Here is a 24,850-nt window from a genome sequence, read left to right on the forward strand (position 1 = left end):
TGAGCGTGGTGTGTAGAACGATATCATTACTTTTCATAACGTTCTATTTTATAGACTGACCAGGCGATCCCGACATTATCTGCATCGAAGTCTGGATAATCCTGGCTTCTGATCATCTCATATCCAGTTTTGGGTATCGGTTCTGGGTTAAGATGATCGTCTCTCAGTTCTGGCTGTGGTTAATGATATGAATCTCAATCGTTGTTGTTATTTGCTACTGGTCTTCGCTGCAGTCAGCAGCCTTTTTGCCCCACATCCGTTGCTGATATGGGGCCTGCTCGCCAACATATTGACGCTAACTATTTACGGCGTGGATAAAATAGCAGCGCGTAAGGCCTGGCGCAGAGTACCAGAATCTACGTTGCTGGTATTTGGCGTTGTGGGCGGATGGGCTGGCGCCATTGTCGGCCAACAACTCTTTCGCCATAAAACACAAAAGCAGCCCTTTAAAACTTACTTCATCATCAGTGTGATATTAAGTACCTCCGCGATGGTGGCCGTTTATCATTTCTTTCCATTCTCACTTTCCTGAACATCACTGAGGGATAGCGCCAGCACTTTGCAGTTGAGCGTGCCCTGTATTGCTGCGGTAGGTGGGGTACTATTTCCTGGCGAATTACCTGATTTGAGAATTCGGGTATGCACACTGATCGTTCTGGCTGGCATAGCCATTGTTATTTCATCCGATCGAACACAGAGTAAGGAGTCAGCACAGGGATAACGTCGGGAGTCGCAGCACTGTGCTTCCGTGTTTTGACTCCCCCCCACATGCGTCCTGTCACGCCCTTTGCACGAAAAACACGCTGCAAAATCAACAAAATATAATCAACTTGCTTAATTACTCTGCAATCGCGTGAAAACATGCAGAAAAATGCTAATTCCCTCTTGCCTCATTCGGCCTGTGCCGCTAATATTCGTCCCCGTTGTCACCTACAACGTTGCGTTCATAGCTCAGTTGGTTAGAGCACCACCTTGACATGGTGGGGGTCGTTGGTTCGAGTCCAATTGAACGCACCATTTGCGTCCGTAGCTCAGTTGGTTAGAGCACCACCTTGACATGGTGGGGGTCGGTGGTTCGAGTCCACTCGGACGCACCAAATCATATCCTTTTGATTTGGTGCTTATCTACTTCGAAAATTCTCAAACACACTCCTGAAAGTCACCTTATTCTTTTTGCAGGCAAGCAAGATACTTTCGTACCGAAAACACCACAATCTGTGGCGTCACCAGATGCCTTCAAAATCCCTTGTGCAGAGCGTATCATTCATCATCTTCGCATAACCTCTATAGCCCAGAGATCAGATTTCATGCCCTCTTCAATCCCCCTCCTTGCTGCGGGAAGTTTACGACTGGCATTTACCCCATTGCTCAATCAGTTCACCCGCCTTAGCGGCATTGAGGTCAACGTTGGCTATGGCCCGGCAGGGTTGCTACGCGAGCGTATCGAAGGCGGGGAACCGTGCGCACTGTTCGCCAGTGCAAATCGGGCACATCCGCAACGGCTACTGGACACACACCAGGCCGTTTCCACGCATACACTGTGCTGGAATCAACTGGTTCTGGCCACCAACCGGCGCGGTGAATGGCTGGATTTACTACGCGACCCAGCGCTGCGTATTGGCACATCAACACCGGGCTGCGACCCTTCCGGTGATTATACCTGGGCATTTTTCGACAACATGGATGCACTGGAACCGGGTCTTGGACGACAGCTCCGTGCACGCGCCCTGCCACTGGTTGGCGGCCGCGATACGCTCAACATCCCGCCTGGCGAATTGGCAAGCAGTTGGCTTCTTCGCCAGGGGTTGGCCGATCTGTTTATTGGTTATGCGCATTATGCAAAAGCACCCGCTTCACCGTCCGATGTTCGCTACGTTGCTATTCCTGGTGAACAGAACATCTTGTGTGAATACCAACTCGCGGTGCTCGATGCTTCCGAAGAGGTGATGAGACTGGTTACATTTATGCTCGCCCACGGCGGTCAGGCGTTCCTGACCGCCGCCGGATTCTTGCCCGCTAGCGGCGGATCGCAAACAGCGGCGCAATAAACGGAGTCTGATAGTTTTCCACACTGAATTTTCGCAATGGCAGGCCATAGGCCTGGAACAGATTGTCTTCTGTCACAACACCGTCCGTCGGCCCTGCCAGCCATTTTCCCTCAGGAAGCAGCAGCAGCGTATGCGTTGCAATCTGTAAGGCGTGCAACGGATCGTGCGTCGAGAAAAGCACGCTACAGCCCTGTCGGTGTGCCAAATCGCTGATGAGCTGCAGCACGACCTGCTGATTGGCAAGATCCAGCGCTGAACATGGCTCATCAAGCAACAGCGTCTGGCATTCCGTAACCAGAGCGCGGGCAATCATCACCAGTTGCTGCTGACCGCCAGAAAGAGAGCTAAACGATAGAGCAGCGAGATGCGCAATGTTTAGCTGTTCCAGCGCCTGCTCCGCCCGTCGTTGATCCTGACGGCCGGGCTGAGCAAACAATTTTACGTGCTGCGCCCGCCCCATCAACACCACATCGCTCACCGTATAGGGAAACGGCAGATGGCAATGCTGGGCCACAATGCCTATCCCCCCATGAACGTCAATACTCCCGCCCAGTGCGGGTCGCGTGCCAGTTAGCGTATCCAGCAGAGTGCTCTTGCCCAGACCGTTTCGCCCAAGCACCGCCCAGATTTGGCCTTTCTCACACTGAAAAGTGAGGGGGTCAAACAGTGGAGAGCGATAGCCATACCTAAGCTGATTCACGCTGAGCGCAACAGATGTCATTGTTTCCCCCGACGGCTGGTACGAATGAGCAAGAAGGCAAACAGCGGTGCGCCGAGCAACGCGGTGATGATCCCCAGCGGTATTTCCGCATGCATCAGGGTGCGGGCGATATCATCGACCGCAATCATAAAACCGCCCCCCATCCAAAAAGCACACGGGAGCAAGCGACGATGATCAACACCCACCAGCAGCCGCGCAAGATGGGGAATAACCAGCCCAACCCAGGCAATGCTGCCACTGACCGCCACCTGAGCGGCAACTAAAAATGCGCAGCACACCAGCACACTACGCCGCAGCGGGACCACCGCCACGCCCAGCGATTTCGCATCTTTATCATTGAGCGATAACAGATTTATCCGCCAGCGCAACTGGTACAACATCGTCGCTGCAATGGATACCGGGATCGCCAGCAGCAGGACTTTATGCCAGTTAGCCGTTGCAAAACTGCCCAGCAGCCAGAATACGATGTTCGGCAAGGTTTCTTCCGTATCGGCCTGGTATTGAATCAGGCTCACCAACGCAGCAAAAAAACCACTTAAAATAATGCCAGACAAGATCAGCACCAGCGTATTTTCCAGCCCTTGTAAGGCCGCAATGGCATACACCAGAATGAGTGCCGCCAGACCGAAGAAGAAGGTTGACCCCATCATCAGCCACGGCTCAAGACCCAGCAGAATGGCCAGCGTCCCGCCGAAGGCTGCCCCCGAGGTTACGCCTATGATGTGCGGGTCGACCAATGGGTTGTGAAACACCCCTTGCAAGGTAGCGCCGCACAACCCCAGCGCCCCGCCCGCCAGCAACGCCATCAGAATACGCGGTAGTCTGACCGTCCATATCACCTGACTGGCAATACCCTGCGCATCGCCAAAATGGGTGAGTTGATAAAACACTTCACGTAGCGACAGCGGATATTGTCCAAGGCACAGCGAACTGACCCCCAGCACCAACACCCCTGCTATCAGTAATAATTGCAGGGGGAAACCCCGTTTACTTAACAGCATCAGACTGCCAGTTCACACGATAAAAACGTTGATAGTAATCCTGCGCCTGCGCATCCACGTCGACATTTTTATAAGCATCCGGGTAAAGTTTTTTGGCCATCCACAGCTCACCTATTGCCAAAGCTTCCGGCATTGGATAGCCCCAGGCTTTGGCATATTCAGGCATCAGCCACACACGATGATTTTTCACCGCATCAATGCCCTGCCAGTTAGGATCGTTTTGGATCTCCGTGACCACCTGCGGATATCGGTCCTGAACAAAAATCACCTGCGGGTTCCACGCCAGCACCTGCTCAAGCGCCACCTGACGTGCACCTTTCACGCTGGCCGCCGCCACATTTAACCCACCCGCATGTTGCATCATCAGGCCTGTGTATTTCCCGGAACCGTAGGTCATAAGGTCAGGGTTCGCCATATAAATGCGAACCTTTTGCGCTTCCGGTATGGCTGCAACGGGTGCATTGAATTTTGCTCGCGCCGTAAAGACGTAATTGATCAGCGTTTCCGCCTGCGTTTTACGCCCTATCACATCCGCAATCAGGCGGATCCCCTGCTTTAAACCTTCGTTGTAAACCCGCTCTTCATCAGCCATCGTCGGGTTCATTTTATTCTGTTGCCCGGCAAGATCCTGACGTAACGAGATTGCCACCACCGGGATACCGGCATTCTGAATCTGCTGGATCATCTCGGCGGGCGCATAGTTGGCGACAAACACAACCTGCGGATGAATCGCCAGCAGACTTTCAATATTCACGCTGGTGAGATCGCCAGGCGTAGGCAGCGTAGTGATTGTCGGCATAAACCGGGCAAACTCAGGCCCAAGTTGTTTTTTCCAGCTCGACATCACGCCGACGATATCCTGCGCAGCATCCAGTTGCACCAGAATATTCAGCGTCTGGTGTTGCAGCACTACCACCTTATCGACATGGTCAGGGATCGTAACCTGACGCCCAAGCTGATCGGTGATAGTGCGATCCGCCTGTGCGGAAAAGGCAAAAAACATGCTGGCGCAAACCAGCACAAAAGAGCGAAGAGTTAACATAGATACCATCTGAACGGGGAAAAAATCGATATGCATTAAATTATATAACGTGATGACTGGCAACCCATTATCGCCAGACAGGGTATACAGCCACGCGATTCATCACGGCAAATACAGCGTGTAGCCCTGAACTGACCTGCATTTGCCCGTCAGCGCTTGCCGCTTTACCCCTGTGGAGGTAGCCCTGCTAAAATCCGCGTCGCCTGCGCCTCGCTAAGCGAATAATCAAAAAACTGGCGGTAAAAATCGCGGGTTACATTAACCATATCCAGACCGCCAAACCGTGCTGGATGTAGCTTTGACGCGGCCCACAGCAACTGCAACGCGCTTTCGGTTCCGTAGCGATCCCAGGGGAAGACCCCTGCCGGATTGCGCCAGACTTTGCCCTGTTTCACCGCGTTAAGTTCTTTGAACAACGCAGCGTAAGGTGAACTGGCAATATCGCCACATCCCGCCCCGAGAATAATCACCTCCGGCTGCCAATACAGTACCCGCTCAGGTGAGACTTCTTTCATGTTACCGTCCACTTCCCCGGCGACGTTCCGCCCACCCGAGAGCGCAATCCAGGTATCAATCAGCGTGTTTCTACCGTCGACTTTCAGTGGGTTCAGCGACTGAATGTGCAGAACCCGGGGGCGCTGATTTTCCGCTAACGTCGCCGTTTTAGCGCGAACATCCGCAATAGTGCGGGTTAAAAATTGATTATATGCCACCGCCCTGGCGCGAGCCTGGTCCGTGCCCAACACTTCCGCCGTGGTCGTGACTGACTTTTCCATCGAAGGATAATCAGTAAATGCCATTTCCAGCGTCGGGATACCCGCCTGGTTATAGCTCTGCGCCTCCCCCTTGCCCTTTGCGACAAACAGAACGTCGGTATGCAGAGCCAGCAGGGCCTCGCTATTAAATGATGCCCCGCGAATTTGTAAGGCCTGATTAAGCGATGGGTTTATTTTGAACATCCACGGCTGGCTCTGTGGATGGTTGACAGTTGCGACAATCTGACGTCCCGCACCCAGCGTCATCAGCACCGAGTGATGGGCAAACCAGCTATCCGCAATACGTTGAACCTGTGTGGGGACGGTGACAGTGTGACCGGCATCATCCACAACCTGACGCGTGGCCAGGGCGGGAAACGCCAGCCACACACAGAACAACCATGTGTGGCACGTTTTCATCAGCAATCCTTAAAAATCAACCTGAACAGAAATCTGTGCCTGACGTGGTGCACCAAGTTGCGCACTGGCCGCCCCGGCCCCCGTATAACCCGTCAATGCGCCCGGGACAATATTGGTCCAGTAGCGGCGGTCAGTCAGGTTGGTGATATCAAACCGGAAAGTCGTGGGCGTGTTCCACAGTCTGGTGGCATAACGGCTACCAATATCCACCGTGGTATAACTGCTTACCCAGGTATCATTCGCGTTATCGGTAGCCCGACGTCCGACGTAATGCACGTTGGCATCCACATCCAGTCCCTGAACCTGTTTAATGCTATAGACTGCCAGCACATTCGAGGTAAAGCGTGGCAAGCCGACAACCTGCTTACCATCTGCATTACTGGCGGCAGTATTGTGCAGCATGGGATCCAACCAGGCAGCGCCTCCTAACACCCGTAAATTTTCCGTGATATGCCCATCAGCCATCAGTTCCAGCCCACGGTTTTTCTGCGTACCGTCCTGAGCAAATTCACCGTTGTCGTTGGTATAAGCAAAGGGACGTTTTGCTTCAAATAGCGCCGCAGTGAGCAGTAGATCTTTGACAGGCGCATATTTTGCCCCCACCTCCACCTGATGGCTGCGATACGGATCCAGTACGTGTCCTGCGTTGCTGGCCCCGGCCGGTGCGGTATCCCCCTGCTGCAAACTGTCAGCCCAGGTGGTATACAGCGTGATGTTCTCAACCGGTTTATACATCAGGCTGGCGGAGCCGCTCATGCCGTTATCCTTTTGGCGACTGGTTTCATGACCGGATTTGTTATAGTTGCTGACGGTAAACAGGTTTTCGCTACCAGACAGCAACAAACTCCATTGCGGAGTGAAATGCAGCGTATCGCTTAACAGAAATGCATGCTGCGTAGTGGTCGCCGAATGATAGCGATTATTAAAGTCAGGATAAGGCGGGCGCGGATAGTCGGGATGTTGATCAAGTGAAGAATGCCCCAGCGTAAAGGTTCCCCCATTTCTCGGGTTATAGTTTTTCCATACAAATCCACGCATTCCAGTCGCGATATCCTGCGTCAGCCAGCCGGAATCTATGCTGCCGGTCAGGTTCGCTAAATAGCTGTTGATCGTAAAGCGACTGGCCGCTGAATTAGAGGTCGTGGTGGTGTAGTTACCCCGATTATCCGTCAGGGTATTGGTTACCGCCGTCGATTCACGGTCAGCAACCTGGTGCAAGGCCCCCAGATCCAGCATCCAGTTTCCGTCAAAATCATGCTTGATGTGCATGTCCGCGGTGGTCGTTTCATCATCATGGCCGGCATACGACTGACCATACTTACTGTTAGTCGGATCGAATGCCGAAGGAAACTGCACGCCTTTTGCCAGCGCAAAGCTGCCCGGCATGCCTTTTTCATAATAATGGTAATAGCTGAAATTACTCTCCAGAACGGTTTGATCGGTCAGCTGAAAATCCAGGCCCAATCCCGCGTACTGCCGACGAACATGACTATCGGTGGTGTAACTGTGTCCTTCATCATTCATCAGGTTGAGGCGGTACTTCACTCTGTCTCCCGCGTCGATCGGGCCGCTGAAATCCATTGATGCCAGCGTTCCTGACCCTGTACCTTGCCCTACGGTAACCCGGTGCAAAGGCGTATCCTGAGGGCGTTTCGAGACCAGATTAAACATCCCCGCCGGGTTGGCTGGTCCGTACAGTGAACCCGCGATGCCGCTCAGTACGTCTATATTCTGGAACTGTTCTGTCGGATATTCGGTGGTGGAAACAGCATTCAGCCCATCAATCATATGGTTTTGCACCACGCTCCCTTGCATGCCACGGGTTTGTGGTCGCACACCCTCTCCCTGAACGGACGGTATGTAGCGATAAACATCCTTAACATCTTTGATTTGTTGCTGATCAATCACCTTTTTCGACAGTGTTTGTACCGACCACGGAACATCGATTAACTCTCGCTGCCCCAGGCTACCGATCGTCGCCTTTTTTTCAGCCGCCGCAGGCTCCTGCTCGGGAAACGAAGATTGAGCAGGCGCAGAGGCGGTAACGGTAATGGTGTCATCAGCATGGGCCGACAGAACGGTAGCAAGACAAGAAAACGTCAGCAACCCGGAGGCAATTGGGGTGATTTTGCAATTTAACATGTGTTGATTCAATTCGTTAGATAGAAAGACTGGCGGTCGCTAACACAAGCGCCTTCTCTTGCGGGGCACGTTTATTATATTTGTATGATAAATAGAATAGGCCTAATCGATATGTATGTAAATATATAACGAGAGGAGGTGGGTGAATGGGTTACAACAAAAAAGCCGACGGTAATGGCTACTGTCGGCTTTACACACGATCTGTGCTGAACGAGATTACTTCATCGACGTTTTGATTATCTCTAACGCTTTTGCAAACTGATCCTGCGGGATAGTCAGTGGGTAAAGGAAGCGGATCACGTTACCATACTGGCCGCAAGTTAACAGCAGCAGCCCCTGCTCAAGCGCTTTTTTCTGCACGCGCTGTGCGGCGGTGGCACTGGGTTCACCCGTGGCTGCATCACAGAATTCAGCGGCAATCATCGAGCCTAATCCCCGCACTTCGGCAAGTTCAGGACACGCTGCACGCGCATCGGTCAGCACCGCACGCAGTTGCTCGCCAAGCGCTGCCGCACGCTGGCACAGTTTTTCATCACGAATAATATCCAGTACCGCATGAGCTGCCGCAATCGATAGCGGGTTCCCGGCGTAAGTACCACCCAGTCCACCCGGTGCAGGTGCATCCATAATATCGGCTTTGCCTACAACACCCGACAACGGCATCCCCCCCGCAAGGCTTTTCGCCATGGTCATCAGGTCTGCTTTATCAGCATAGTGATCCATCGCAAACAGTTCCCCGGTACGGGCAAAACCACTTTGCACCTCATCGGCAATCATCACGATGCCATGCTCATCGCAGATACGGCGAATTGCCGCGACAAACTCCGCTGGTGCGACAACAAAGCCGCCTTCACCCTGGACGGGTTCGAAGATAATCGCAGCGACCTGGCTCGGATCGATATCCGCCTTAAACAAACGTTCTATCGCTTTAATCGAGTCTGCAGTTGAAACCCCCTGCAGCGCAGAAGGATATGGCGCATGGTAAACGGACCCCGGGAACGGGCCGAAGCCTTTTTTGTATGGCGCCACTTTACCGGTTAACGCCATCGTCATGTATGTCCGCCCATGGAAACCCCCGCCAAAGGCGATAACGCCAGGGCGACCGGTGTGAGCGCGGGCAATTTTAACCGCATTTTCCACGGCCTCAGCCCCGGTAGTAAAGAATGTCGTTTTACGCCTGCCGTCTATTGGCGCAACCGCGTTGATTTTCTCTGCCAGCGACACATAGCTCTCGTAGGGAACAATCTGATAAGCCGTATGGGTAAAGGCTTGCAGTTGCGCTTCAACGGCCTGCACCAGACGCGGATGACGGTGCCCGGTGTTCAGCACGGCAATCCCGGCGGCGAAATCAATATACTGATTGCCTTCAATATCGGTAATCGTGCTGTTTTCAGCCGACTGGGCATAAAAATCACACATCACACCCACGCCACGTGGGGTGGCATCCAGACGACGTTGTTGCAGGTTTTTAGTGTTCATTCTCTATACCTTGTCCATAAACACAATGGGTTGAATTACCCTTTAAATTTAGACGCCATCTGGTACTTTAATCGAGAGCCAAATCGTTTTATTTTAAGGATCCAAATGCGTTCACTTGCCGGAGATGTGATCAAGCATGCATTTAGCCAGCAGACTGACGTTAAGCTGCATCGTCGCCTGTATGCCGCCATCTGTAGCTGCATCCTTGAAGGTAGCCTAAAACCCGCTACACGCATGCCTCCTTCACGCGACCTGGCGAGTGAGCTGGCGTTATCACGGAATACTGTCCTGCGGGTTTACGAGCAGTTACAGGCCGAAGGCTATATCTCCGCGCGCACCAGCAGCGGTACATTTGTGACCGACAGCGTGCTGGATAATCTCGGCCGGGCCCCTAATAAACTTCCGGTTTCACCTGTAACACGTGAAGATCACGCCAGTTTGTCCGTCCGTAGCCTTGAACTGCTAGGGCATGCCAGCGCCAGCCCCCGCCAGTGGGGGGCTTTTATTCCTGGTGTACCGGACGTACATTCTTTCCCGCATCGCACATTGAAAAAGATTCAGGATCGGTTAGCAAGGCGGCTACGCCCGGAGTTTCTCACCTACGACGCCACTGGTGGTTTGATTGAACTGAAAGACGCGCTGGCGGACTATCTGCGCACCGCACGCGGCGTGCGCTGTACGCCAGATCAAATATTGATTACCGAGGGCATTCACCAGGCGTTGGATCTGGTCACCCGCTCTTTGTGTAATCCTGGCGATAATACGTGGATTGAAGAACCCGGTTACTGGGGAATAAAAAACATTCTGCGCATCAATGCGGTCAACTTTTCGGCCATCCCGGTTGATGAACAAGGCATGGTTCCGCCTGCTTGCGTCGAACCGGCGCCGAAACTTATTTTTGTGACACCGTCACATCAATATCCGCTTGGCCCAGTCATGAGCCTTGGCCGACGGCGGCAACTACTCTATCAGGCACGTGAAACGCACAGCTGGATTGTGGAAGATGACTACGACAGCGAGTTTCGTTTTTCCGGCCAACCCATCCCGTCATTGCAGGGACTGGAAGAAGATACTCCGGTTATCTATATCGGCACCTTCAGCAAAACCCTCTATCCGGCACTGCGTCTCGGGTACGTTGTGATACCCAAACCACTTGCCGCTCCACTGATGAAGGTACATAACGATCTCTATCGTGGTGGGCATCTCCTGATTCAGGCGGCGCTGGCTGAGTTTATTCGTGAGGGTTATTATGCGGCGCACATCCGTAAAATGCGCCAGTTATATAGCCGCCGACGACATACGTTAGTAGAGCTCATCATCAACCAGCTTGGTGAGGATTATCTGGGACCTTACAGCAGCAACGCCGGACTACATCTGATTTTACAGCTACCTGCGGGTACTGATGATGGCGCCATTGCCCAACAGGCCAACGCACAAGGTCTTCTGGTTCGCCCACTTTCGCGGTACTACGTGAAAGAAGAAAAACGCAGCGGTCTGCTGCTGGGCTTTGCCAGTATTGAAGAACATGAGATGGCTGCGGCGTTTACCCGACTGGCGGGTATTATCAGAATAAACACCGGGTAAGCACTGCCGGATGGCGGTGCAAGCACCTTATCCGGCCTACAAAAATGCGTAATTCACAGACTGGATAAGCGCAGCGCCATCCGGCAGCATTGCACAAATTAATGTGAAGCTTTTTTAATCCCGGACAGATCTTCCTGGCTTACTTCACCATTACCCTCACCCCAGCTTTTACGCACGTAATTGATCACGTCGCGCATTTCGCTGTCGTTGAGCAACCCACCATAGGCTGGCATCTTGAAGGAGACATTCCCCCGTGTCGTCGGTGTTTCTGCGCCGTGGACAATCACCCTGAACAACGGCGTTGGGTCGTCTACCATCACTAACGGGTTGTGAATGAGCGAAGGTGCATTATCATCGGTCCCTTTCCCTTCCAGACCATGACAGGTCGAGCAGTAGCGGTTGTAGGTCACTTTACCCGCCTCCGGCGAATTCGACCAGGATATCGTAGCGCCTGCCGTACGCGCCAGTTCCGTCTTCGCGCTTTTCAGGCTCAACAGATACTGTGCAATCGCCGTGGCATCTTCGTCCGTCAGATACTGTGTGCTCTGGCTGACGACTTCAGACATCGATCCCGATACTGCAGCATGTTTGCTTTTCCCCGTCAGCAGCAATGATTTTAACTCCTGCTCAGACATCCCGGTTCCCCGCAGCGATGGCGCATACCAGCCGTCGATCATCGCCCCGCTCAGGTACTCAGCATCGGCATTGGTATAGGCTTTTTCGTTCATCGCCATCCCTCTCGGGGTATGGCATGACCCGCAGTGACCCGGACCTTCCACCAGATAAGCACCCCGTTTTACCCGCGCTGCCGTATCATCCGCGTTGTTGTCTTCAAAAGCGGCAGTCGCCGCATCGGTAAACAACCAATTCCAGATATGCAGCGGCCAGCGGGCCGAGATAAGCCAGGGAATAGCGTTCTCTTTATTGGGCTCTGCTGACGGCTTAACATCATGCATGAAGTAGCTATACAGCGCCTGAACATCTGCGTCGGACAGTTTCGAGTAAGAAGGATAAGGCATCGCCGGGTACAGCGGATGACCATCTTTGGCAATCCCCTGGCGCACGGCTTTCTCAAAATCGTCGTAAGAATAGTTGCCGATACCGTGAGTCTTATCCGGGGTAATATTCGTCGAATAGATATCACCAACCGGCGTGGGGAACTTCTTGCCTCCCGCCATCGCCGCTCCGCCTTCCGCGGTATGGCATGCCACACAGTCTGAGATCCTCGCGATGTACTCACCGTGAGATTCAGCGGCAGAGACAGAAGCGGTAAACAGGCAGGCGATTAGAACGGTTACATTACGCATAGATCACCCCATATCCTTGAGTTCATTAACCGCGCGCCATGCCTGATCGATCGCAGCATGAGCATAAGCGCTCCAGTCAGCATCAGAGTTAGCGATGGCAATACGCCCAATAGGTTTACGCGCCCGCTCAATAATCTCCGGCATTTTTTCCATATCGTCGAACAGTGAATTAGCGTAATACGCATAACCATGTGCCCAGCGGTTAACAGTAATGGCCGCGATATCCCGCTGGTTGTCAAAACCGGTTGAACCAAACATTTCCTGCAACTGAGAACGGATCATCTCTTCATGTGCGGCAAACGTGGTCCCCAGCAGATAAGCACGCCCCAAACGGAACTGCTCCCTCGCGGACAGATTACTGCCGGGGTACGTGGGCACATAGACCATATGAATCACCATGGGCTCGTCCGGCGAGGCCGGGTGTTGATATCCGCCGATACTGACCGGATAGTCGAGCTTGATTCGGCTGTAAGGCGCGGCCGGTGAATAAAACTCATGCACACCCAGTTGCTTAAACGCTTGCCAGTTTTTGACCACCACATTGGTGTACACCAGCGGCGCCTTCACGTTCAGTTTGAGATCGGCCTGCTGCTGCTCCGGTGTTTCCGGTACCAGATACGGGATCATCATGTTATAGCCCGCCATAATGGCGTTCTTACCGTGCACGCGATGCATTTTGCCGTCGCGGAGATACGTGACGGCAACGCCCCCCTCCACGTTCGCCGCATTTATCACCGTGCTGTTCAGGCGTAAACGCGTGGCGTTTTCCGGCAGATCGAGCTTTTCATAATGCAATCTGGCGAGAACAGAATCTTCCATGGTATTACCCGGCAGCGCGTCCGGCAGCATGTGTCTGACCAGCAACCGTGCCAGACCCGCATTGCCATCAGGGAAATGATAGACATATGGCTCTTCGAGGTCGGCCAGCGATTCACCGTCCAGCGGCGGCAGCCCTAACGCTTCCATTCCCGGCAATGCGCACGCACGAGCATCACTACCGGAAATACCTTCAATACCGATGGCAAAGAAATCATTGGAACGCTGCTGAAAATAGAGCAGCGCCATTTTGCTTAAACCAACCCTGGTGGAAAGAAACTCACTATAGCTGTGGGTATCCAGCCATTCCGTTTTCTCATCAACCGTCATCCCGGGAAGATAATCAACCGGACGCACGTGCAGATCGGTCAGCGCTTTACGATCTTCCTCACTTAATGGGAAGTCGTTGATAAAGTCTTCGATATTACGGCCATTGAGCCGATCCGGCGGAATATCATCGGATACCGCACGCCCCGGATCGCCGCTGACTATTTTCGTCTCACCAAAATTCTTTTTATCGAAGAAGACGCCGCGACTAAGCTGCCAGTCAGGGTAGAAATTAACGTCAAAACTCTTTTTCAACCGCGTGACGCTTACGCCAACGGTTTCCATCAGCTTATTCACTTCGGGGCTGAAATTATGCGCGGGTGACTGAAAGGCTTCACTCCCGCCATATCCGATAAGTTTTTTGCCTGCGGAGGTGAATTCGTTGCGTTTGGCGTGACCACCAAAATCATCATGGTTATCGAGGATCAGCACCTTGCTGTTTTTCCCGGCCAGCTCATGCCAGAAACAACCCGCGGCCAGTCCGCTGATACCACCGCCCACAATCACCAGATCGTACTCTTCCTCAACGGGCAGAGCGCTTAAATCAAAGTGCTTATGTTCACGGCCTAACGCATGGGCCATTTCAAACGACCCCGGATGATTACCACGTAGCCCCGTTAACGCTGGCGGATAATAACTTCCATCAATAAATTCGTGCCCCTTTCCTGCCGCTCTGACCAGATCCAAAGGGGTCAGTCCCGCAGCGATAGTCACCGCCACGCCGTTGAGAAAATCACGTCGGGTAATTGCCATTAACGTTGTCCTTTTGCCACTGACACATTGTCCTAAAAAACACTACAAATGAGAGGTTCCCCCTCGTAGATACAAGGAGGACACCGCCGACTACTTCACTGGCTTCAGCTCTTCATCCAGTTTTTTAGCGTCATAATAATCACCCTGCCAGGTGATTTTTCCTGCCTTAACATGAATATAGCTAACACCTTCAAATTTGATCGGATTATTTGTCGGCGGGCTTCCCGCCCATTCGCCGCTATTTTTACCCGAGAATTCCCAACGAAATGCCACCGTATCTTCATCAGCGACAGGTTTACCGACCATTTTCCAGGTCAGATCCGGGACCGCCTTAATAAATGCACCGATCACCTCTTTTTCAGCTTTTTCCCGGCCGGTTATCGGCTCCCCTGCGGCAGCATCGTAATAAACGGCATCGTCCGCCAGGTACTGGGCAGCCAGTGGTGCATTATGCGCATTCCATGCTGCCATATACTCTTTTACCGTGTTCAGCGGTGAGCTTTCTGCCAGGCAGAACCCTGAGAACATCACCAATGAAAGTGCTGCTATTTTTAATGTTTTCATCGTATTACCTGTTATTCGGAAATATCACACATGATATGTTTCACCCGGGTATACTCATCGAGCGAATAAGAGGAGAGATCTTTTCCGTAGCCGGATTTTTTGAATCCACCGTGCGGCATTTCGGCGCACAGAGGAATATGAGTGTTAATCCATACTGTGCCGAAATCGAGATCAATACTGAAACGCTGTGCGCGACTGTGATTGCAGGTCCAGACGCTCGCGGCCAGGCCATATTCCACATCATTCGCCTTGTGCAACGCATCTTCATCACCAGAAAACGACTGAATGGTCATTACCGGGCCAAACACTTCGTGTTGAATGGCTTCATCGTGTTGATGCAGACCGGAAATTATCGTCGGCTCAAAGTAGAAACCTGGCCCTGGCCCCGCATGACCACCGGTTTCAATTTTCGCATGTGCAGGTAAACGCTCAATAAACCCCTTCACCTGCTCAAGCTGGTTTTTGCTATTCAGAGCGCCATATAACGCATCCTGATCCTGCGGAGGACCAAACTTGATACTTTTCGTTTTTTGGATCAACTTTTCCAGGAACGTCGCATAAACAGAATCTTCCACCAGGATGCGCGTGGCGGCAGTACAATCCTGTCCGCCATTAAAAAATCCTGCGGTAGTGATGGCAGTAATCGCCTTGTCCATATCTGCATCAGCGAACACGACGGCGGGCGCTTTGCCACCCAGTTCAAGATGGGCCTTTGTCAGGTTAGCTGCTGCTGATGCCGCAACCTGCAGACCCGCGCGTACCGAACCGGTAATCGACACCAATGACGCTGTCGGGTTAGAAACCACCAGTGAGCCAGTACTGGCCTTGCCCAATACGACGTTAATCGCCCCTCGCGGAAACAGCGGCGCGGCCAGTTCTGCCAGCAGCAGCGTACTGACCGGGGTGGTATCGCTCGGCTTTAAAACCACCGTATTGCCTGCAGCAAGCGCCGGTGCAATCTTCCATACTGCCATCATAAACGGGTAGTTCCACGGTGTGACTTGTCCCACTATGCCTAACGGCTCACGACGAATAGTTGAGGTGAACCCGGCGGAATATTCTCCGGCGGCCTTCCCTTCCAGACAACGCGCTGCGCCGGCAAAAAAACGGATCGCATCGCACGAAGCAGCGATCTCTTCTTTTTCGATAAAATGACGCAATTGACCGGTTTCCTGGCTTTGCGCGTTGACCAGTCGTTCAACATTTTTTTCGATCTCATCTGCCAGTTGCAGCAGTGCTTTTTGCCGCTGGGCAGGAGTCGATTTTTTCCAAATGTTAAATGCCGCCGCAGCCGCCGAGTAGGCAAGCTCCACCTCAGTCGCACCAGCATTAGGCGATAACGCGTACGTTTCACCGTCAACCGGACTCACCAGCACAAACGTGTCTTCTGTGTTACCCGCTACATATTGCCCGTTGATAAAATGCTTCAGGGTTCTCATGCCTGTCTCCCGTCAAATAATACATAAAGAAGCTTATGTAATATATATATTGTAAAAATTTTTCAAATGCGCAACATTGACACTATGATAAACCTCGCACTTTTAACTTAAATTTTACATTTTCAGGGTGAGGTTTTTCATCGTCAGCGCGCTGTGCGTTTTGACGTTATCGGGACACACATCCGCCTGTGCAGCGATGTTGCGCGTGGGCATGTAAAATAACGCGGCCATTCTGACCTTTCGTGCCCCGCGGGCATGTGTTAAGAATGGTCGTTGTTTCAGGGAATTGAGTGCAGAAAAGATTATGATTACTCATGCGGTCATATTTGCGCCTATCGGGCAGGTCAGTCGTTCAGACCAGATAGTGCAGCGCCTTTCGAACGCCATTATTACCGGGTTGCTGGAGCCAAAAGAACAGTTGCCCAATGAAACCGATTTGGCAAAGATGATGGGTGTCTCACATATCACTATCAGAGAAGCGCTCAACACGCTTCGGGCTAATAATCTTATCCATACGGTTCGTGGCCGTAATGGCGGGAGCTTCGTTTGCGAGAATATTGATGGCAAAAATAGCGCCCTGCATCCGTTTAAATCGATCAGTACCGATTACCTTTCGGATTTAGGCGAAATGCATTGTGCCATTATCAGCCACAGCGCCAGGTTAGCCTCCAGGCGCATGACCGGGGCGGACATTGCCAAATTTCGCGAGTTTGTAGACGTGCTGAGGAAAGCCGATTCACCTGAACTGATGACTCAGGCCGATATGCGTTGTTTGCTGGCAATTGCGGCCAGCTCTCATTCGGCACGGCTGGCCAATCAGGAGCTTCAGGTCCAGGCCGAGTGGGCATCACTGGTGGCAATACTCTATCGCGCCGACAATATTCATGCGGAAATTATTGCGCTTTATTCGGCGCTGGCTGACGCGCTAGCCGCCCATAACGAGACCGGGTCAGTCCAGTACGCCACGCAGATCATCGACACGTTTACCTATTACCTTATTGAAAAAAAGCTGAAATATAACTCGAACTGACAATCAGTGAAGGCAGGACAGACCATGAGCTCTTCGACATCCTTAAGCGCATTAATCCGTAAAATTAATGATATTACCGTCTCTACCGTAGAGTCTACCGTTGCGCTGGCGAGGAGCATTCACGAGGCCATTGCCGGTGTGCAAAAAGCTTCAGCCGAAGTTGTCCTTGACCCCGCAGTCAGATCAACGGTTCAGCAACACATCAAGAACACACTGAACAACAATCACTACTGTTCAGGCGCAGGTTTCGCCAGCCATATTGAGAGTACAGAAACCACCAAAGAATATTGGCTGCTGGAATGGTGGTATAAGAAAGATAATGGATTGAGTCAGGCACATCTGGATTTGGATCAGGCGACGCAGCAGCGGCTGGATTTCAGAACCTTTGCGTGGTTTAAGCATTCGCCTCCGGCAGGTGAAGCGTATATCCATGGCCCGTATGTCGACTATATCTGTAACATCTCCTACACCCTAACCTCAGCGGTTCCGGTTTACTATCATGATCAGTTTCTCGGCGTCGCCGCCGTCGATCTGCTGGTCAGTCAGATAGAAGCCGAACTGCTCTCCTGCCCTCACCCTGATTATGTCATTCTGACCAATCTGGAAAACCGGATTATCTTTTCCAGTTGGCCGCGCTTTCGTGTCGGTGAATTATTGTCACCTGCGCACAGCACGGTGGTGTATCAAAGCGACTACTTTAGCCTTTATCACTACCAGAAAGAGTCAATCCAAGGCTGAGCGTTACCGGATAAGGATGCCAGCGTCTTATCCGGCTCGTAAAACGGTCGAAATTAAGGGCCCGAAGGCCCTTAGTTTTAGTTATCCTGCCCCATATTGAGCTTCGTGGCGTAGGCAATAGCATCGTTTTCCGGTGCAGCCGAGCGGCCAAACGGTCGGGTAAGGAACATGTAGATCAATCCTGAACCTACCACAATCGCCAGACCAAACAGGACTGTCCAACGATCGATGAAATCACTGCTGTCAGCAGGCTGTGCCAGTAACCAGATCCCACACAGACCGTAAGCTAATGCCAGCACGTTTACAATCACACCCCAACCACCAATCGTCCACTCTCCGGCGGGTTTCCAGCCTTTCAGACGTTGACGCAGTGCGGCCAGTACCACCATCTGGAATGAAATATAAATACCGATAACAGCAAATGCGGTGATACGCGATAAGTTATCTGGCTGGAAATAGACCCAGACACAAATGACAACCGGTAACACACAGCTGACGACCATGGCATTATCCGGCACACCATTTTTAGAAATTTTGGCCATCCACTCACTGCCCGGCAGCATTCTGTCGCGAGAGAAAGAAAAGATAAGACGACTTAATGCCGCTTGCAGAGACAGAATGCACGACAACATCGCGATAATAGCGACGACGATAAAGACCGTCGCACCGGTTTCCCCCAGCGCTTCATTGAGGATTGCCGGGATCGGATCGGCGGTTTTGCCATTCACGATACTCACCAGGTTCGGTGACGCCAGCAGGTAGCCCATGACGGAGATAATGGCGGAGATCGCGCCAAACACGATACTTAAAATCATGGCTACCGGGATTTTTTTGCTTGGATTTTGCACTTCCTCTGCAACGTTACCGCACGCCTCGAAGCCAAAGAACATAAACAGGCCCATCAGCGCGGCGGACATAAAGGCGGTGGAATAACTTCCGTCATGCGCCAGTACCCCCATCGAATCAAAGATGACGGAGAAAGGCTGTGAACGGTGGAAAATCAGCAGGTAAATACCCAACGCAATGACGCTGACGATTTCGCACCAGAAACCAATTTTGGCGACCCTCGCCAGATTCCTGGTCCCGGACATATTGACAGCCATCATCAAGAGCAGTAACAAGACGGAGGTCACCAGCATGGTGGCGGGTGTCTGGCCATAATGAAAGAGTGATTCAACAAATGTTGATGTATATTCCGCGATCGAGGTAATTGTCACCACCAGCGCCCACAGGTAGATCCAGGCGGCGATCCACGCATATTTCTTACCCCACAACCTTCTCGCCCAGGGATACAGTCCCCCGGTGATCGGATATTGAGACGCAACCTCACCAAACACCAGGGCGACCAGCAGCTGCCCACACGCGACGATCAAAATCCACCACACAGCGGGGGGGCCCGCCAACGTCACTGCCAACGCGAACAGCGAATACACAGCGGTGAGCGGCGACAGGTAGGTAAAACCCAACGCAAAATTTGAAATAAGCCCGATCGAGCGGTTGAACTGTTCTTTGCCATCTTTTTGAAAATTATCGTTTTTCTTATCAGGTGTCTGTTCCATATTTCTTTCTCTTTTGTGGAATAGTCGCAGGGTTGAACAATTAATGTATAAAAGATATTAAGTTATATGTATAGTGATTTTGTCGCATATTTGTTAAAACAAATCGCACATCACGTTCCTGAATAAACAAGGACTCGACTCATTTTAATAACAATTAATTAACATAACGAGTGGGTTACGGGAGGTTTTCAGCGTTGGAGGCCTGGACGCTGATGTCGTGCGGGGCACGGGAAACCGAGCACGCTGTTGAGCAGCACCGTCTGCTGCCGGAAAAATACGCTGACCTGGTATAAGAACGTGCTTAGTAGCAATAATCGCTGCTGTTCAGCAACATTTTTGCAATATAATGGAATGATGTTAAACGCTGAACCTGAGCAGGTGAATGATGGAAATTGATCTCGATAATCTGGTCTTTGATGGACTGGAAGAAGCGCAAGAGCGTAATGCTGAACGTCTGGAGGATGCGGACAAAAAAGCGCAGGAAATTATTGCTGATAACGACTGCGGCGATGCCTGCAAAATCTAATGTATGAACCGGCGCAATGCCGGTTTTTTTATAGTCAGCCTGCGCTTCACGCCGTATAACGCAACGCCTCAATTAACTGTGCAAAGGCCGCAGTATGTTGTCTGCGGCTGGGATAGTACAGGTAATAACCGGGAAAAGGTTCACACCAGTCTTCCAGCACTTTTTCCAGTGCTCCCTCTGCAACTGCCTGTTCGACGGTATCTTCCGGTACAAATGCCAGGCCCATGCCCGAAATTGCCGCACTGATACGCGGTGGAAGATTATTAAAAATAAGCTGCCCTTCTACCCGTACGCGGAGATCCTGCCCATTCCTGGTAAACTCCCAGGCATACAGCCCACCGAGGGTCGGCATGCGCATATTGATGCAGTTATGATTCTGTAGATCGTGTGGGGTTTGCGGTTTGCCATGGCGGGCAAAATAAGCGGGTGCCCCCACCACTACCATGCGCCAGTCGGGACCGATCCTGACAGCAACCATATCTTTGGCCACCTGCTCACCGAGCCTGATACCGGCATCATAGCGTCCCGTCACGATATCCGTCAGGCTATTGTCGATGGTCATTTCCACATTGACATCAGGATACGCCTGCAAAAACGGCTGTAGTGCAGGCCAGACGGTCGATTGCAACGCATGTTCCCCGAGCGTCAGACGGATATTACCCGCCACACGCTGGCGAATATCGGTGAGTGCCAGTAGCTCCGTTTCAATGTCATCGAAACGCGGACTGATACTGTTGATAAGCCGTTCTCCAGCTTCGGTTGGCGCGACGCTTCGCGTGGTACGGGTCAGCAGTCTGACATCCAGTCGCTCCTCAAGCCCGCGAATTGCATGGCTTAATGCTGACTGCGAGACCCCTAGCTTCGCTGCGGCGCGGGTAAAACTGCGTTCACGGGCGACGACAATGAGATAATAGAGATCGTTAAAATTATCACGCAGCATACTTGTTCCCAATCCAGACCTGTTTTGATGTATGTTACAGGTCAGAATTGGGATTCAGTAGTATTTCTGATTATTTTGCACACTTCATTCCAGTACATTTCGCGCGTCAGGCGAAGTTCAGCATGTTGTTTTATCACGGAACCACTCCGGATCAATGTTGGCGATATCCACCCCATACAGGCTGGCGACAGGAAGAACGGACTCCACAACACGCTGAAGATTTCGTTCCGCACTATGTTGTGGAGTCTGTGGATGTCGATTCTTTATTCGCAACCAAAGATATTTAACCCCATTCATCTTCTCCGCCTCCTCTGTCTGTTGGACACAACTTATTCCAACGCAGAATGCGTAAAAAATGAAATGCGAATTTTTGCCAACGTTGTGCACTATTTTGCATTTCAGTTTTTCATTATTTTTACCCGTAATTAACACCCCTTTCACTAATATCATTTTGTATATAGATAAGAATTTTTTCTTATTTGGTCACCACCGCAAGTTATGGGAGCGTAAAAAGCACAAACCAAAACAACAGGGATTCAAAGAAAATGATGGCAACGACGATTCACAGCACAAAAAAAACATGGCTGGCACTCAGTGTCCTGCTGGCGTCAGGCATTACCGCGTCATATGCTCAGGCCGATCAACTGGCCGATATCAAAGCCGCAGGCGTGGTAAAAATCGCCACCTTTGACGCCAATCCACCGTTCGGCTCTATTGATGCAAAAACGCATAAGATTGTCGGCTACGACGTTGATTTTGCGGAAGCGCTGGCTAAATCACTTGGCGTTAAACTGGAACTGGTCGCCACCAATCCGGCTAACCGTATACCGTTGTTGCAGTCCGGTAAGGCCGATTTAATCGTAGCGGATATCACTATTACTCCTGAGCGTGCACAGGTTATCGATTTCTCCGCCCCTTACTTTGTTACCGGACAGCAATTCCTTGTCCCGGCAAAATCTCCGGATAACCTTGATGACTACAGCAAGGCCCGTATCGGCGCAGTGAAAGGGACGACAGGTGAGCAGGCGTTGCATCAGCGTTTTCCACAATCACGTGTGCTGGCCTATGATGATATTCCGCTGGCATTAACCGCACTGCGTAATGGTAATGTCCAGGCGATCACCCAGGACAGCACCATTCTGGCAGGGTTGTTAGGTGGTGCGCCGGATAAAGCCGATTTCAAAATTTTGCCTGACCTGTTGAGCAAAGAAGAGATTGGTGTAGGTGTGAAAAAAGGTGAACCTGCGCTGTTAAAGGCCGTGAACGATGAGCTCTTAAAGCTCGAATCTACTGGGCAGGCAGCCAAAATTTATGATGTCTGGTTTGGTCCGCAAACCAAAAATCCACAGCCCCGCGCCTTCAAAATAGAAGCGAAGTAATATGCTCTCAGGCCTTTTTAATCGTCCCGCAGCTTCGGCTGCGGATTTTACGCATTTGCGCCAGGCGCGTGTTGAACTGCGTAATGTCATAAAACACTATGACAATCATACCGTGCTTAACGGCGTCAGCCTGTTGGTTGAACCGGGTGAAGTCGTCACCATTCTCGGGCCCTCTGGCTCAGGAAAATCGACGCTTATTCGCCTGATCAACCAACTGGAGTCACTGAGCGGCGGCGATATTTTTATTGATGACAAACCAATCGGTCAGCTGCGCGGTCCCGCATTGCGTCAGTTACGCAGTCGAATTGGCTTTGTGTTCCAGCAATTTAATCTCTACACCCACCTGACGGCACAGCAGAACATCACGCTGGCGCTGGAATATGTTCACGGTTGGAAAAAAGCCGATGCAGAGCAACGGGCACTTGAACTGCTGGAACAGGTAGGATTGGCCGAGAAAGCCGATGCATATGCTGCCCAACTTTCCGGCGGACAGCAACAACGTGTTGCCATCGCCCGCGCACTGGCCTCCTCACCACAAATCATCCTGTTCGATGAACCCACCTCCGCGCTGGATCCAGAGATGATCGGCGAAGTGTTGCAGGTCATGAAGAGTCTGGCCCATAGCGGTATCACCATGATTGTCGTGACCCATGAAATGCATTTCGCCCGGGAGATTGCCGATCGAGTGGTGTTTATTGATGGCGGCGATATTCTCGAAGTCGCGCCTCCTGAGGCGTTTTTCACTCGCCCTCAGCACCCCAGGACCCAACGTTTTCTGAAAAAAGTGCTCGACCCGTTACACCAGGAGTCATCGTTATAATGCTTGCAATGGACTGGCAGGGGGTGCTGAGCGGGCAACCTCTGCAATGGATAATCTCCGGTTTTCTGACCACGCTTTGGGTCACGTTAGCCGGCGTGGTGCTCGCCACGGTGTTTGCCATCGTTCTGCTCAGCCTGCGCCTGACAGGATATCGCTTTGCGACCACCGTGGTCAGCGTGTGGGTCTCTGTTTTTCGCAATACCCCTTTACTCGTTCAACTGATGTTCTGGTACTTCGCTGCGTGGAATCTCCTTCCTCGCGACGTGATTACGTTCATTAATGCGGAACATTCCTGGTCCATTCTGCCAGGGGATGTCTGGTGGTTAACACCGGAGTTTCTCTGCTCCGCATGGGGACTGGGTGTTTTTACCTCGGCCTTTCTGGTCGAGGAGGTAGCCTCCGGTTTACAGGCTGTGTCTGGCGGGCAACGCGAGGCAGCCATAGCACAGGGGTTTTCGTCATGGGTGACGTTCCGTCACATCCTGCTCCCTCAGGGGCTGGCAAATGCCTGGCAGCCGATCGTGGGGCAATATCTTAATCTGATGAAGCTGTCTTCATTGGCCAGCGGCATTGGTTTTGCCGAACTTACGTACCAGGTGCGGCAAATTGAAAGCTATAACGCCCATGCGTTGGAAGCCTTTGCCGTCGGCACGGCACTCTACCTGCTGACCGGTATTGTGCTGGGGGTGTTGTTAACCCGTCTTGGCCCTGTACCTGCAGCAGGTAAACCGTTGGCGCGTAAAACACGCATATTTCGTTTCAGGAGCCTACTGCATGATCGCTAATATTTCGGTTATTACCGACAATCTGGACTATCTCCTGTGGGGGCGGGTCGCAGAAGGTCAACCGGGGGGCGTTCTGCTCACGCTGTTGATGGCGATTGGCGCAGCGGTACTGGCGCTTCCCGCCGGGATTGCACTCGCCTGCTGTGCCTGGCGTTTTCCTGGAGGGATACGTAAGGGGCTGTTTATCTGGGCTGAGTTTATTCGTGGTATTCCGTTAATCTTCGTGATTTTCTGGATGTGGTATCTGTTGCCCATGCTCACAGGCAGTGATTTACCGGGAGCCATAACCGTCACGCTGGCATTGGCCTGGTTTACCGCCGCCTCGGTGATGCATTCCGTGTATGCAGGCATGACTGCGTTGCCTGGCGGTCAGTATGATGCAGCTGTCGTTCAGGGATTTAGCTCACTCCAGGCGCTCGGGTTAATTCTGTTGCCACAGGTTCTGCGCAACGTACTCCCCTCGCTAACGGGGATTTTTATCGGACTACTAAAGGACACGTCGCTGGCGTTTATCGTCAACGTGCCGGAGCTCACGACGGTTGCGGGTCAGGTTAACAGCCGGGTACAAATTTACCCGGCTGCCATTTTTGTCTTTACCGGACTGGTCTATTACCTGCTGTGCTTTAGCCTGGAGAAGATCACTCAGCGTCGGTTCGCCTTGAAATAGCACCACGG

23 protein-coding genes and 2 tRNA genes are annotated in these 24,850 nt (G+C 52.1%); 12 read left to right on the plus strand and 13 right to left on the minus strand.

What is annotated here, in order from left to right; all coding sequences use genetic code 11:
• Positions 1-187: 187 nt before the first annotated feature.
• From ACLJXE_RS07985 to ACLJXE_RS08000, 4 genes are all read left to right on the plus strand, one after another.
• The gene (locus tag ACLJXE_RS07985; RefSeq protein ID WP_410750577.1) at positions 188-532 is read left to right on the plus strand and encodes a DUF1294 domain-containing protein; all 345 of its coding nucleotides are present in this window, start codon (positions 188-190) and stop codon (positions 530-532) included.
• A 408-nt stretch (positions 533-940) separates the two neighbouring features.
• A tRNA-Val gene (locus tag ACLJXE_RS07990) sits at positions 941-1,017 on the plus strand.
• A 3-nt stretch (positions 1,018-1,020) separates the two neighbouring features.
• A tRNA-Val gene (locus ACLJXE_RS07995) sits at positions 1,021-1,097 on the plus strand.
• A gap of 210 nt (positions 1,098-1,307) precedes the next feature.
• Positions 1,308-2,048 carry a substrate-binding domain-containing protein gene (locus tag ACLJXE_RS08000; protein WP_410750578.1) on the plus strand — a complete coding sequence of 247 codons (741 nt, stop codon included), beginning with the start codon at positions 1,308-1,310 and terminating at the stop codon, positions 2,046-2,048.
• On the opposite strand, the gene ACLJXE_RS08005 is transcribed toward ACLJXE_RS08000, so the two are convergent.
• The 6 genes from ACLJXE_RS08005 to puuE form a co-directional block, all read right to left on the minus strand.
• Positions 2,017-2,769, minus strand: a complete 753-nt coding sequence (locus tag ACLJXE_RS08005) for an ABC transporter ATP-binding protein (protein ID WP_286630380.1) — start codon at positions 2,767-2,769, stop codon at positions 2,017-2,019. The two genes, ACLJXE_RS08000 and ACLJXE_RS08005, sit on opposite strands and share 32 nt — an antisense overlap.
• Positions 2,766-3,770: a FecCD family ABC transporter permease gene (locus ACLJXE_RS08010; RefSeq protein ID WP_410750579.1), complete on the minus strand. Its 1,005-nt coding sequence runs from the start codon at positions 3,768-3,770 to the stop codon at positions 2,766-2,768. Before ACLJXE_RS08010 ends, ACLJXE_RS08005 begins: the two co-directional genes overlap by 4 nt.
• Complete coding sequence (locus ACLJXE_RS08015) at positions 3,757-4,812, minus strand: ABC transporter substrate-binding protein (RefSeq protein WP_286630382.1); 1,056 nt, start codon at positions 4,810-4,812, stop codon at positions 3,757-3,759. Before ACLJXE_RS08015 ends, ACLJXE_RS08010 begins: the two co-directional genes overlap by 14 nt.
• A gap of 164 nt (positions 4,813-4,976) precedes the next feature.
• Positions 4,977-5,987: an ABC transporter substrate-binding protein gene (locus tag ACLJXE_RS08020; RefSeq protein ID WP_410750580.1), complete on the minus strand. Its 1,011-nt coding sequence runs from the start codon at positions 5,985-5,987 to the stop codon at positions 4,977-4,979.
• A gap of 9 nt (positions 5,988-5,996) precedes the next feature.
• Positions 5,997-8,129, minus strand: a complete 2,133-nt coding sequence (locus ACLJXE_RS08025; protein ID WP_410750581.1) for a TonB-dependent receptor — start codon at positions 8,127-8,129, stop codon at positions 5,997-5,999.
• Positions 8,130-8,345: 216 nt separating this feature from the next.
• Complete coding sequence (gene puuE, locus ACLJXE_RS08030) at positions 8,346-9,608, minus strand: 4-aminobutyrate transaminase (protein ID WP_410750582.1); 1,263 nt, start codon at positions 9,606-9,608, stop codon at positions 8,346-8,348.
• Between the two features lie 105 nt (positions 9,609-9,713).
• Between puuE and ACLJXE_RS08035 the strand changes: the two genes are divergently transcribed.
• The gene (locus ACLJXE_RS08035) at positions 9,714-11,192 is read left to right on the plus strand and encodes a PLP-dependent aminotransferase family protein (protein WP_286630386.1); all 1,479 of its coding nucleotides are present in this window, start codon (positions 9,714-9,716) and stop codon (positions 11,190-11,192) included.
• Between the two features lie 98 nt (positions 11,193-11,290).
• Here ACLJXE_RS08035 and ACLJXE_RS08040 read toward each other — a convergent pair whose 3' ends face one another.
• The 4 genes from ACLJXE_RS08040 to ACLJXE_RS08055 all read right to left on the minus strand — a co-directional run bounded on the left by ACLJXE_RS08040 (position 11,291) and on the right by ACLJXE_RS08055 (position 16,398).
• On the minus strand, positions 11,291-12,499 hold the full coding sequence (locus ACLJXE_RS08040; protein WP_410750583.1) for a c-type cytochrome: 1,209 nt from the start codon (positions 12,497-12,499) through the stop codon (positions 11,291-11,293).
• A 3-nt stretch (positions 12,500-12,502) separates the two neighbouring features.
• Positions 12,503-14,395 (minus strand): NAD(P)-binding protein, encoded by a 1,893-nt coding sequence (locus tag ACLJXE_RS08045; protein ID WP_410750584.1) that lies wholly within the window; start codon positions 14,393-14,395, stop codon positions 12,503-12,505.
• Between the two features lie 90 nt (positions 14,396-14,485).
• Positions 14,486-14,959: an ester cyclase gene (locus ACLJXE_RS08050; RefSeq protein ID WP_410750585.1), complete on the minus strand. Its 474-nt coding sequence runs from the start codon at positions 14,957-14,959 to the stop codon at positions 14,486-14,488.
• 11 nt (positions 14,960-14,970) lie between these two features.
• Positions 14,971-16,398, minus strand: a complete 1,428-nt coding sequence (locus ACLJXE_RS08055; protein ID WP_410750586.1) for a gamma-aminobutyraldehyde dehydrogenase — start codon at positions 16,396-16,398, stop codon at positions 14,971-14,973.
• Positions 16,399-16,702: 304 nt separating this feature from the next.
• Between ACLJXE_RS08055 and ACLJXE_RS08060 the strand changes: the two genes are divergently transcribed.
• Both ACLJXE_RS08060 and ACLJXE_RS08065 read left to right on the plus strand, forming a co-directional pair.
• Positions 16,703-17,428, plus strand: a complete 726-nt coding sequence (locus ACLJXE_RS08060) for a FadR/GntR family transcriptional regulator (RefSeq protein WP_410750587.1) — start codon at positions 16,703-16,705, stop codon at positions 17,426-17,428.
• 24 nt (positions 17,429-17,452) lie between these two features.
• A complete protein-coding gene (locus tag ACLJXE_RS08065) occupies positions 17,453-18,166 on the plus strand; it encodes a cache domain-containing protein (protein WP_410750588.1) in 714 nt (237 codons plus the stop codon).
• A gap of 77 nt (positions 18,167-18,243) precedes the next feature.
• On the opposite strand, the gene ACLJXE_RS08070 is transcribed toward ACLJXE_RS08065, so the two are convergent.
• Positions 18,244-19,725: an APC family permease gene (locus tag ACLJXE_RS08070; RefSeq protein ID WP_286630392.1), complete on the minus strand. Its 1,482-nt coding sequence runs from the start codon at positions 19,723-19,725 to the stop codon at positions 18,244-18,246.
• A gap of 385 nt (positions 19,726-20,110) precedes the next feature.
• Here ACLJXE_RS08070 and ACLJXE_RS08075 point away from each other — a divergent pair, with 385 nt between their 5' ends.
• A complete protein-coding gene (locus ACLJXE_RS08075; RefSeq protein ID WP_003832695.1) occupies positions 20,111-20,251 on the plus strand; it encodes a hypothetical protein in 141 nt (46 codons plus the stop codon).
• 46 nt (positions 20,252-20,297) lie between these two features.
• On the opposite strand, the gene ACLJXE_RS08080 is transcribed toward ACLJXE_RS08075, so the two are convergent.
• Both ACLJXE_RS08080 and ACLJXE_RS08085 read right to left on the minus strand, forming a co-directional pair.
• Positions 20,298-21,191, minus strand: coding sequence for a LysR family transcriptional regulator (locus ACLJXE_RS08080; protein ID WP_286630394.1), 894 nt, complete (start codon positions 21,189-21,191; stop codon positions 20,298-20,300).
• Positions 21,192-21,308: 117 nt separating this feature from the next.
• The gene (locus tag ACLJXE_RS08085) at positions 21,309-21,488 is read right to left on the minus strand and encodes a hypothetical protein (RefSeq protein ID WP_410750589.1); all 180 of its coding nucleotides are present in this window, start codon (positions 21,486-21,488) and stop codon (positions 21,309-21,311) included.
• 248 nt (positions 21,489-21,736) lie between these two features.
• Here ACLJXE_RS08085 and ACLJXE_RS08090 point away from each other — a divergent pair, with 248 nt between their 5' ends.
• The 4 genes from ACLJXE_RS08090 to ACLJXE_RS08105 are packed head-to-tail and all read left to right on the plus strand — an operon-like array spanning position 21,737 to position 24,842.
• Complete coding sequence (locus ACLJXE_RS08090) at positions 21,737-22,570, plus strand: ABC transporter substrate-binding protein (protein ID WP_410750590.1); 834 nt, start codon at positions 21,737-21,739, stop codon at positions 22,568-22,570.
• A gap of 1 nt (position 22,571) precedes the next feature.
• Positions 22,572-23,390: an amino acid ABC transporter ATP-binding protein gene (locus tag ACLJXE_RS08095; protein WP_286630396.1), complete on the plus strand. Its 819-nt coding sequence runs from the start codon at positions 22,572-22,574 to the stop codon at positions 23,388-23,390.
• Complete coding sequence (locus ACLJXE_RS08100; protein WP_410750591.1) at positions 23,390-24,175, plus strand: amino acid ABC transporter permease; 786 nt, start codon at positions 23,390-23,392, stop codon at positions 24,173-24,175. The genes ACLJXE_RS08095 and ACLJXE_RS08100 overlap by 1 nt, the downstream gene beginning before the upstream one ends.
• Entirely contained in the window at positions 24,165-24,842 is a 678-nt protein-coding gene (locus ACLJXE_RS08105) for an amino acid ABC transporter permease (protein WP_410750592.1), read from the plus strand. Before ACLJXE_RS08100 ends, ACLJXE_RS08105 begins: the two co-directional genes overlap by 11 nt.
• Positions 24,843-24,850 lie beyond the last annotated feature (8 nt).

This window comes from Citrobacter sp. U14242 (assembly GCF_046555775.1).
GTDB lineage: Bacteria > Pseudomonadota > Gammaproteobacteria > Enterobacterales > Enterobacteriaceae > Citrobacter.

Excerpts from the sequence above, each read along its gene's own strand:
- ACLJXE_RS08095 (WP_286630396.1), top strand. The coding sequence starts at position 22,572 with ATGCTCTCAGGCCTTTTTAATCGTCCCGCAGCTTCGGCTGCGGATTTT.
- ACLJXE_RS08105 (WP_410750592.1), top strand. The coding sequence starts at position 24,165 with ATGATCGCTAATATTTCGGTTATTACCGACAATCTGGACTATCTCCTG.
- ACLJXE_RS08085 (WP_410750589.1), bottom strand. The coding sequence starts at position 21,488 with ATGAATGGGGTTAAATATCTTTGGTTGCGAATAAAGAATCGACATCCA.
- ACLJXE_RS08100 (WP_410750591.1), top strand. The coding sequence starts at position 23,390 with ATGCTTGCAATGGACTGGCAGGGGGTGCTGAGCGGGCAACCTCTGCAA.
- ACLJXE_RS08045 (WP_410750584.1), bottom strand. The coding sequence starts at position 14,395 with ATGGCAATTACCCGACGTGATTTTCTCAACGGCGTGGCGGTGACTATC.
- ACLJXE_RS08000 (WP_410750578.1), top strand. The coding sequence starts at position 1,308 with ATGCCCTCTTCAATCCCCCTCCTTGCTGCGGGAAGTTTACGACTGGCA.
- ACLJXE_RS07985 (WP_410750577.1), top strand. The coding sequence starts at position 188 with ATGAATCTCAATCGTTGTTGTTATTTGCTACTGGTCTTCGCTGCAGTC.
- ACLJXE_RS08090 (WP_410750590.1), top strand. The coding sequence starts at position 21,737 with ATGATGGCAACGACGATTCACAGCACAAAAAAAACATGGCTGGCACTC.
- ACLJXE_RS08010 (WP_410750579.1), bottom strand. The coding sequence starts at position 3,770 with ATGCTGTTAAGTAAACGGGGTTTCCCCCTGCAATTATTACTGATAGCA.
- ACLJXE_RS08035 (WP_286630386.1), top strand. The coding sequence starts at position 9,714 with ATGCGTTCACTTGCCGGAGATGTGATCAAGCATGCATTTAGCCAGCAG.
- ACLJXE_RS08060 (WP_410750587.1), top strand. The coding sequence starts at position 16,703 with ATGATTACTCATGCGGTCATATTTGCGCCTATCGGGCAGGTCAGTCGT.
- ACLJXE_RS08070 (WP_286630392.1), bottom strand. The coding sequence starts at position 19,725 with ATGGAACAGACACCTGATAAGAAAAACGATAATTTTCAAAAAGATGGC.
- ACLJXE_RS08015 (WP_286630382.1), bottom strand. The coding sequence starts at position 4,812 with ATGTTAACTCTTCGCTCTTTTGTGCTGGTTTGCGCCAGCATGTTTTTT.
- ACLJXE_RS08055 (WP_410750586.1), bottom strand. The coding sequence starts at position 16,398 with ATGAGAACCCTGAAGCATTTTATCAACGGGCAATATGTAGCGGGTAAC.
- ACLJXE_RS08005 (WP_286630380.1), bottom strand. The coding sequence starts at position 2,769 with ATGACATCTGTTGCGCTCAGCGTGAATCAGCTTAGGTATGGCTATCGC.
- ACLJXE_RS08025 (WP_410750581.1), bottom strand. The coding sequence starts at position 8,129 with ATGTTAAATTGCAAAATCACCCCAATTGCCTCCGGGTTGCTGACGTTT.
- ACLJXE_RS08020 (WP_410750580.1), bottom strand. The coding sequence starts at position 5,987 with ATGAAAACGTGCCACACATGGTTGTTCTGTGTGTGGCTGGCGTTTCCC.
- puuE (WP_410750582.1), bottom strand. The coding sequence starts at position 9,608 with ATGAACACTAAAAACCTGCAACAACGTCGTCTGGATGCCACCCCACGT.
- ACLJXE_RS08075 (WP_003832695.1), top strand. The coding sequence starts at position 20,111 with ATGGAAATTGATCTCGATAATCTGGTCTTTGATGGACTGGAAGAAGCG.
- ACLJXE_RS08080 (WP_286630394.1), bottom strand. The coding sequence starts at position 21,191 with ATGCTGCGTGATAATTTTAACGATCTCTATTATCTCATTGTCGTCGCC.
- ACLJXE_RS08050 (WP_410750585.1), bottom strand. The coding sequence starts at position 14,959 with ATGAAAACATTAAAAATAGCAGCACTTTCATTGGTGATGTTCTCAGGG.
- ACLJXE_RS08040 (WP_410750583.1), bottom strand. The coding sequence starts at position 12,499 with ATGCGTAATGTAACCGTTCTAATCGCCTGCCTGTTTACCGCTTCTGTC.
- ACLJXE_RS08065 (WP_410750588.1), top strand. The coding sequence starts at position 17,453 with ATGAGCTCTTCGACATCCTTAAGCGCATTAATCCGTAAAATTAATGAT.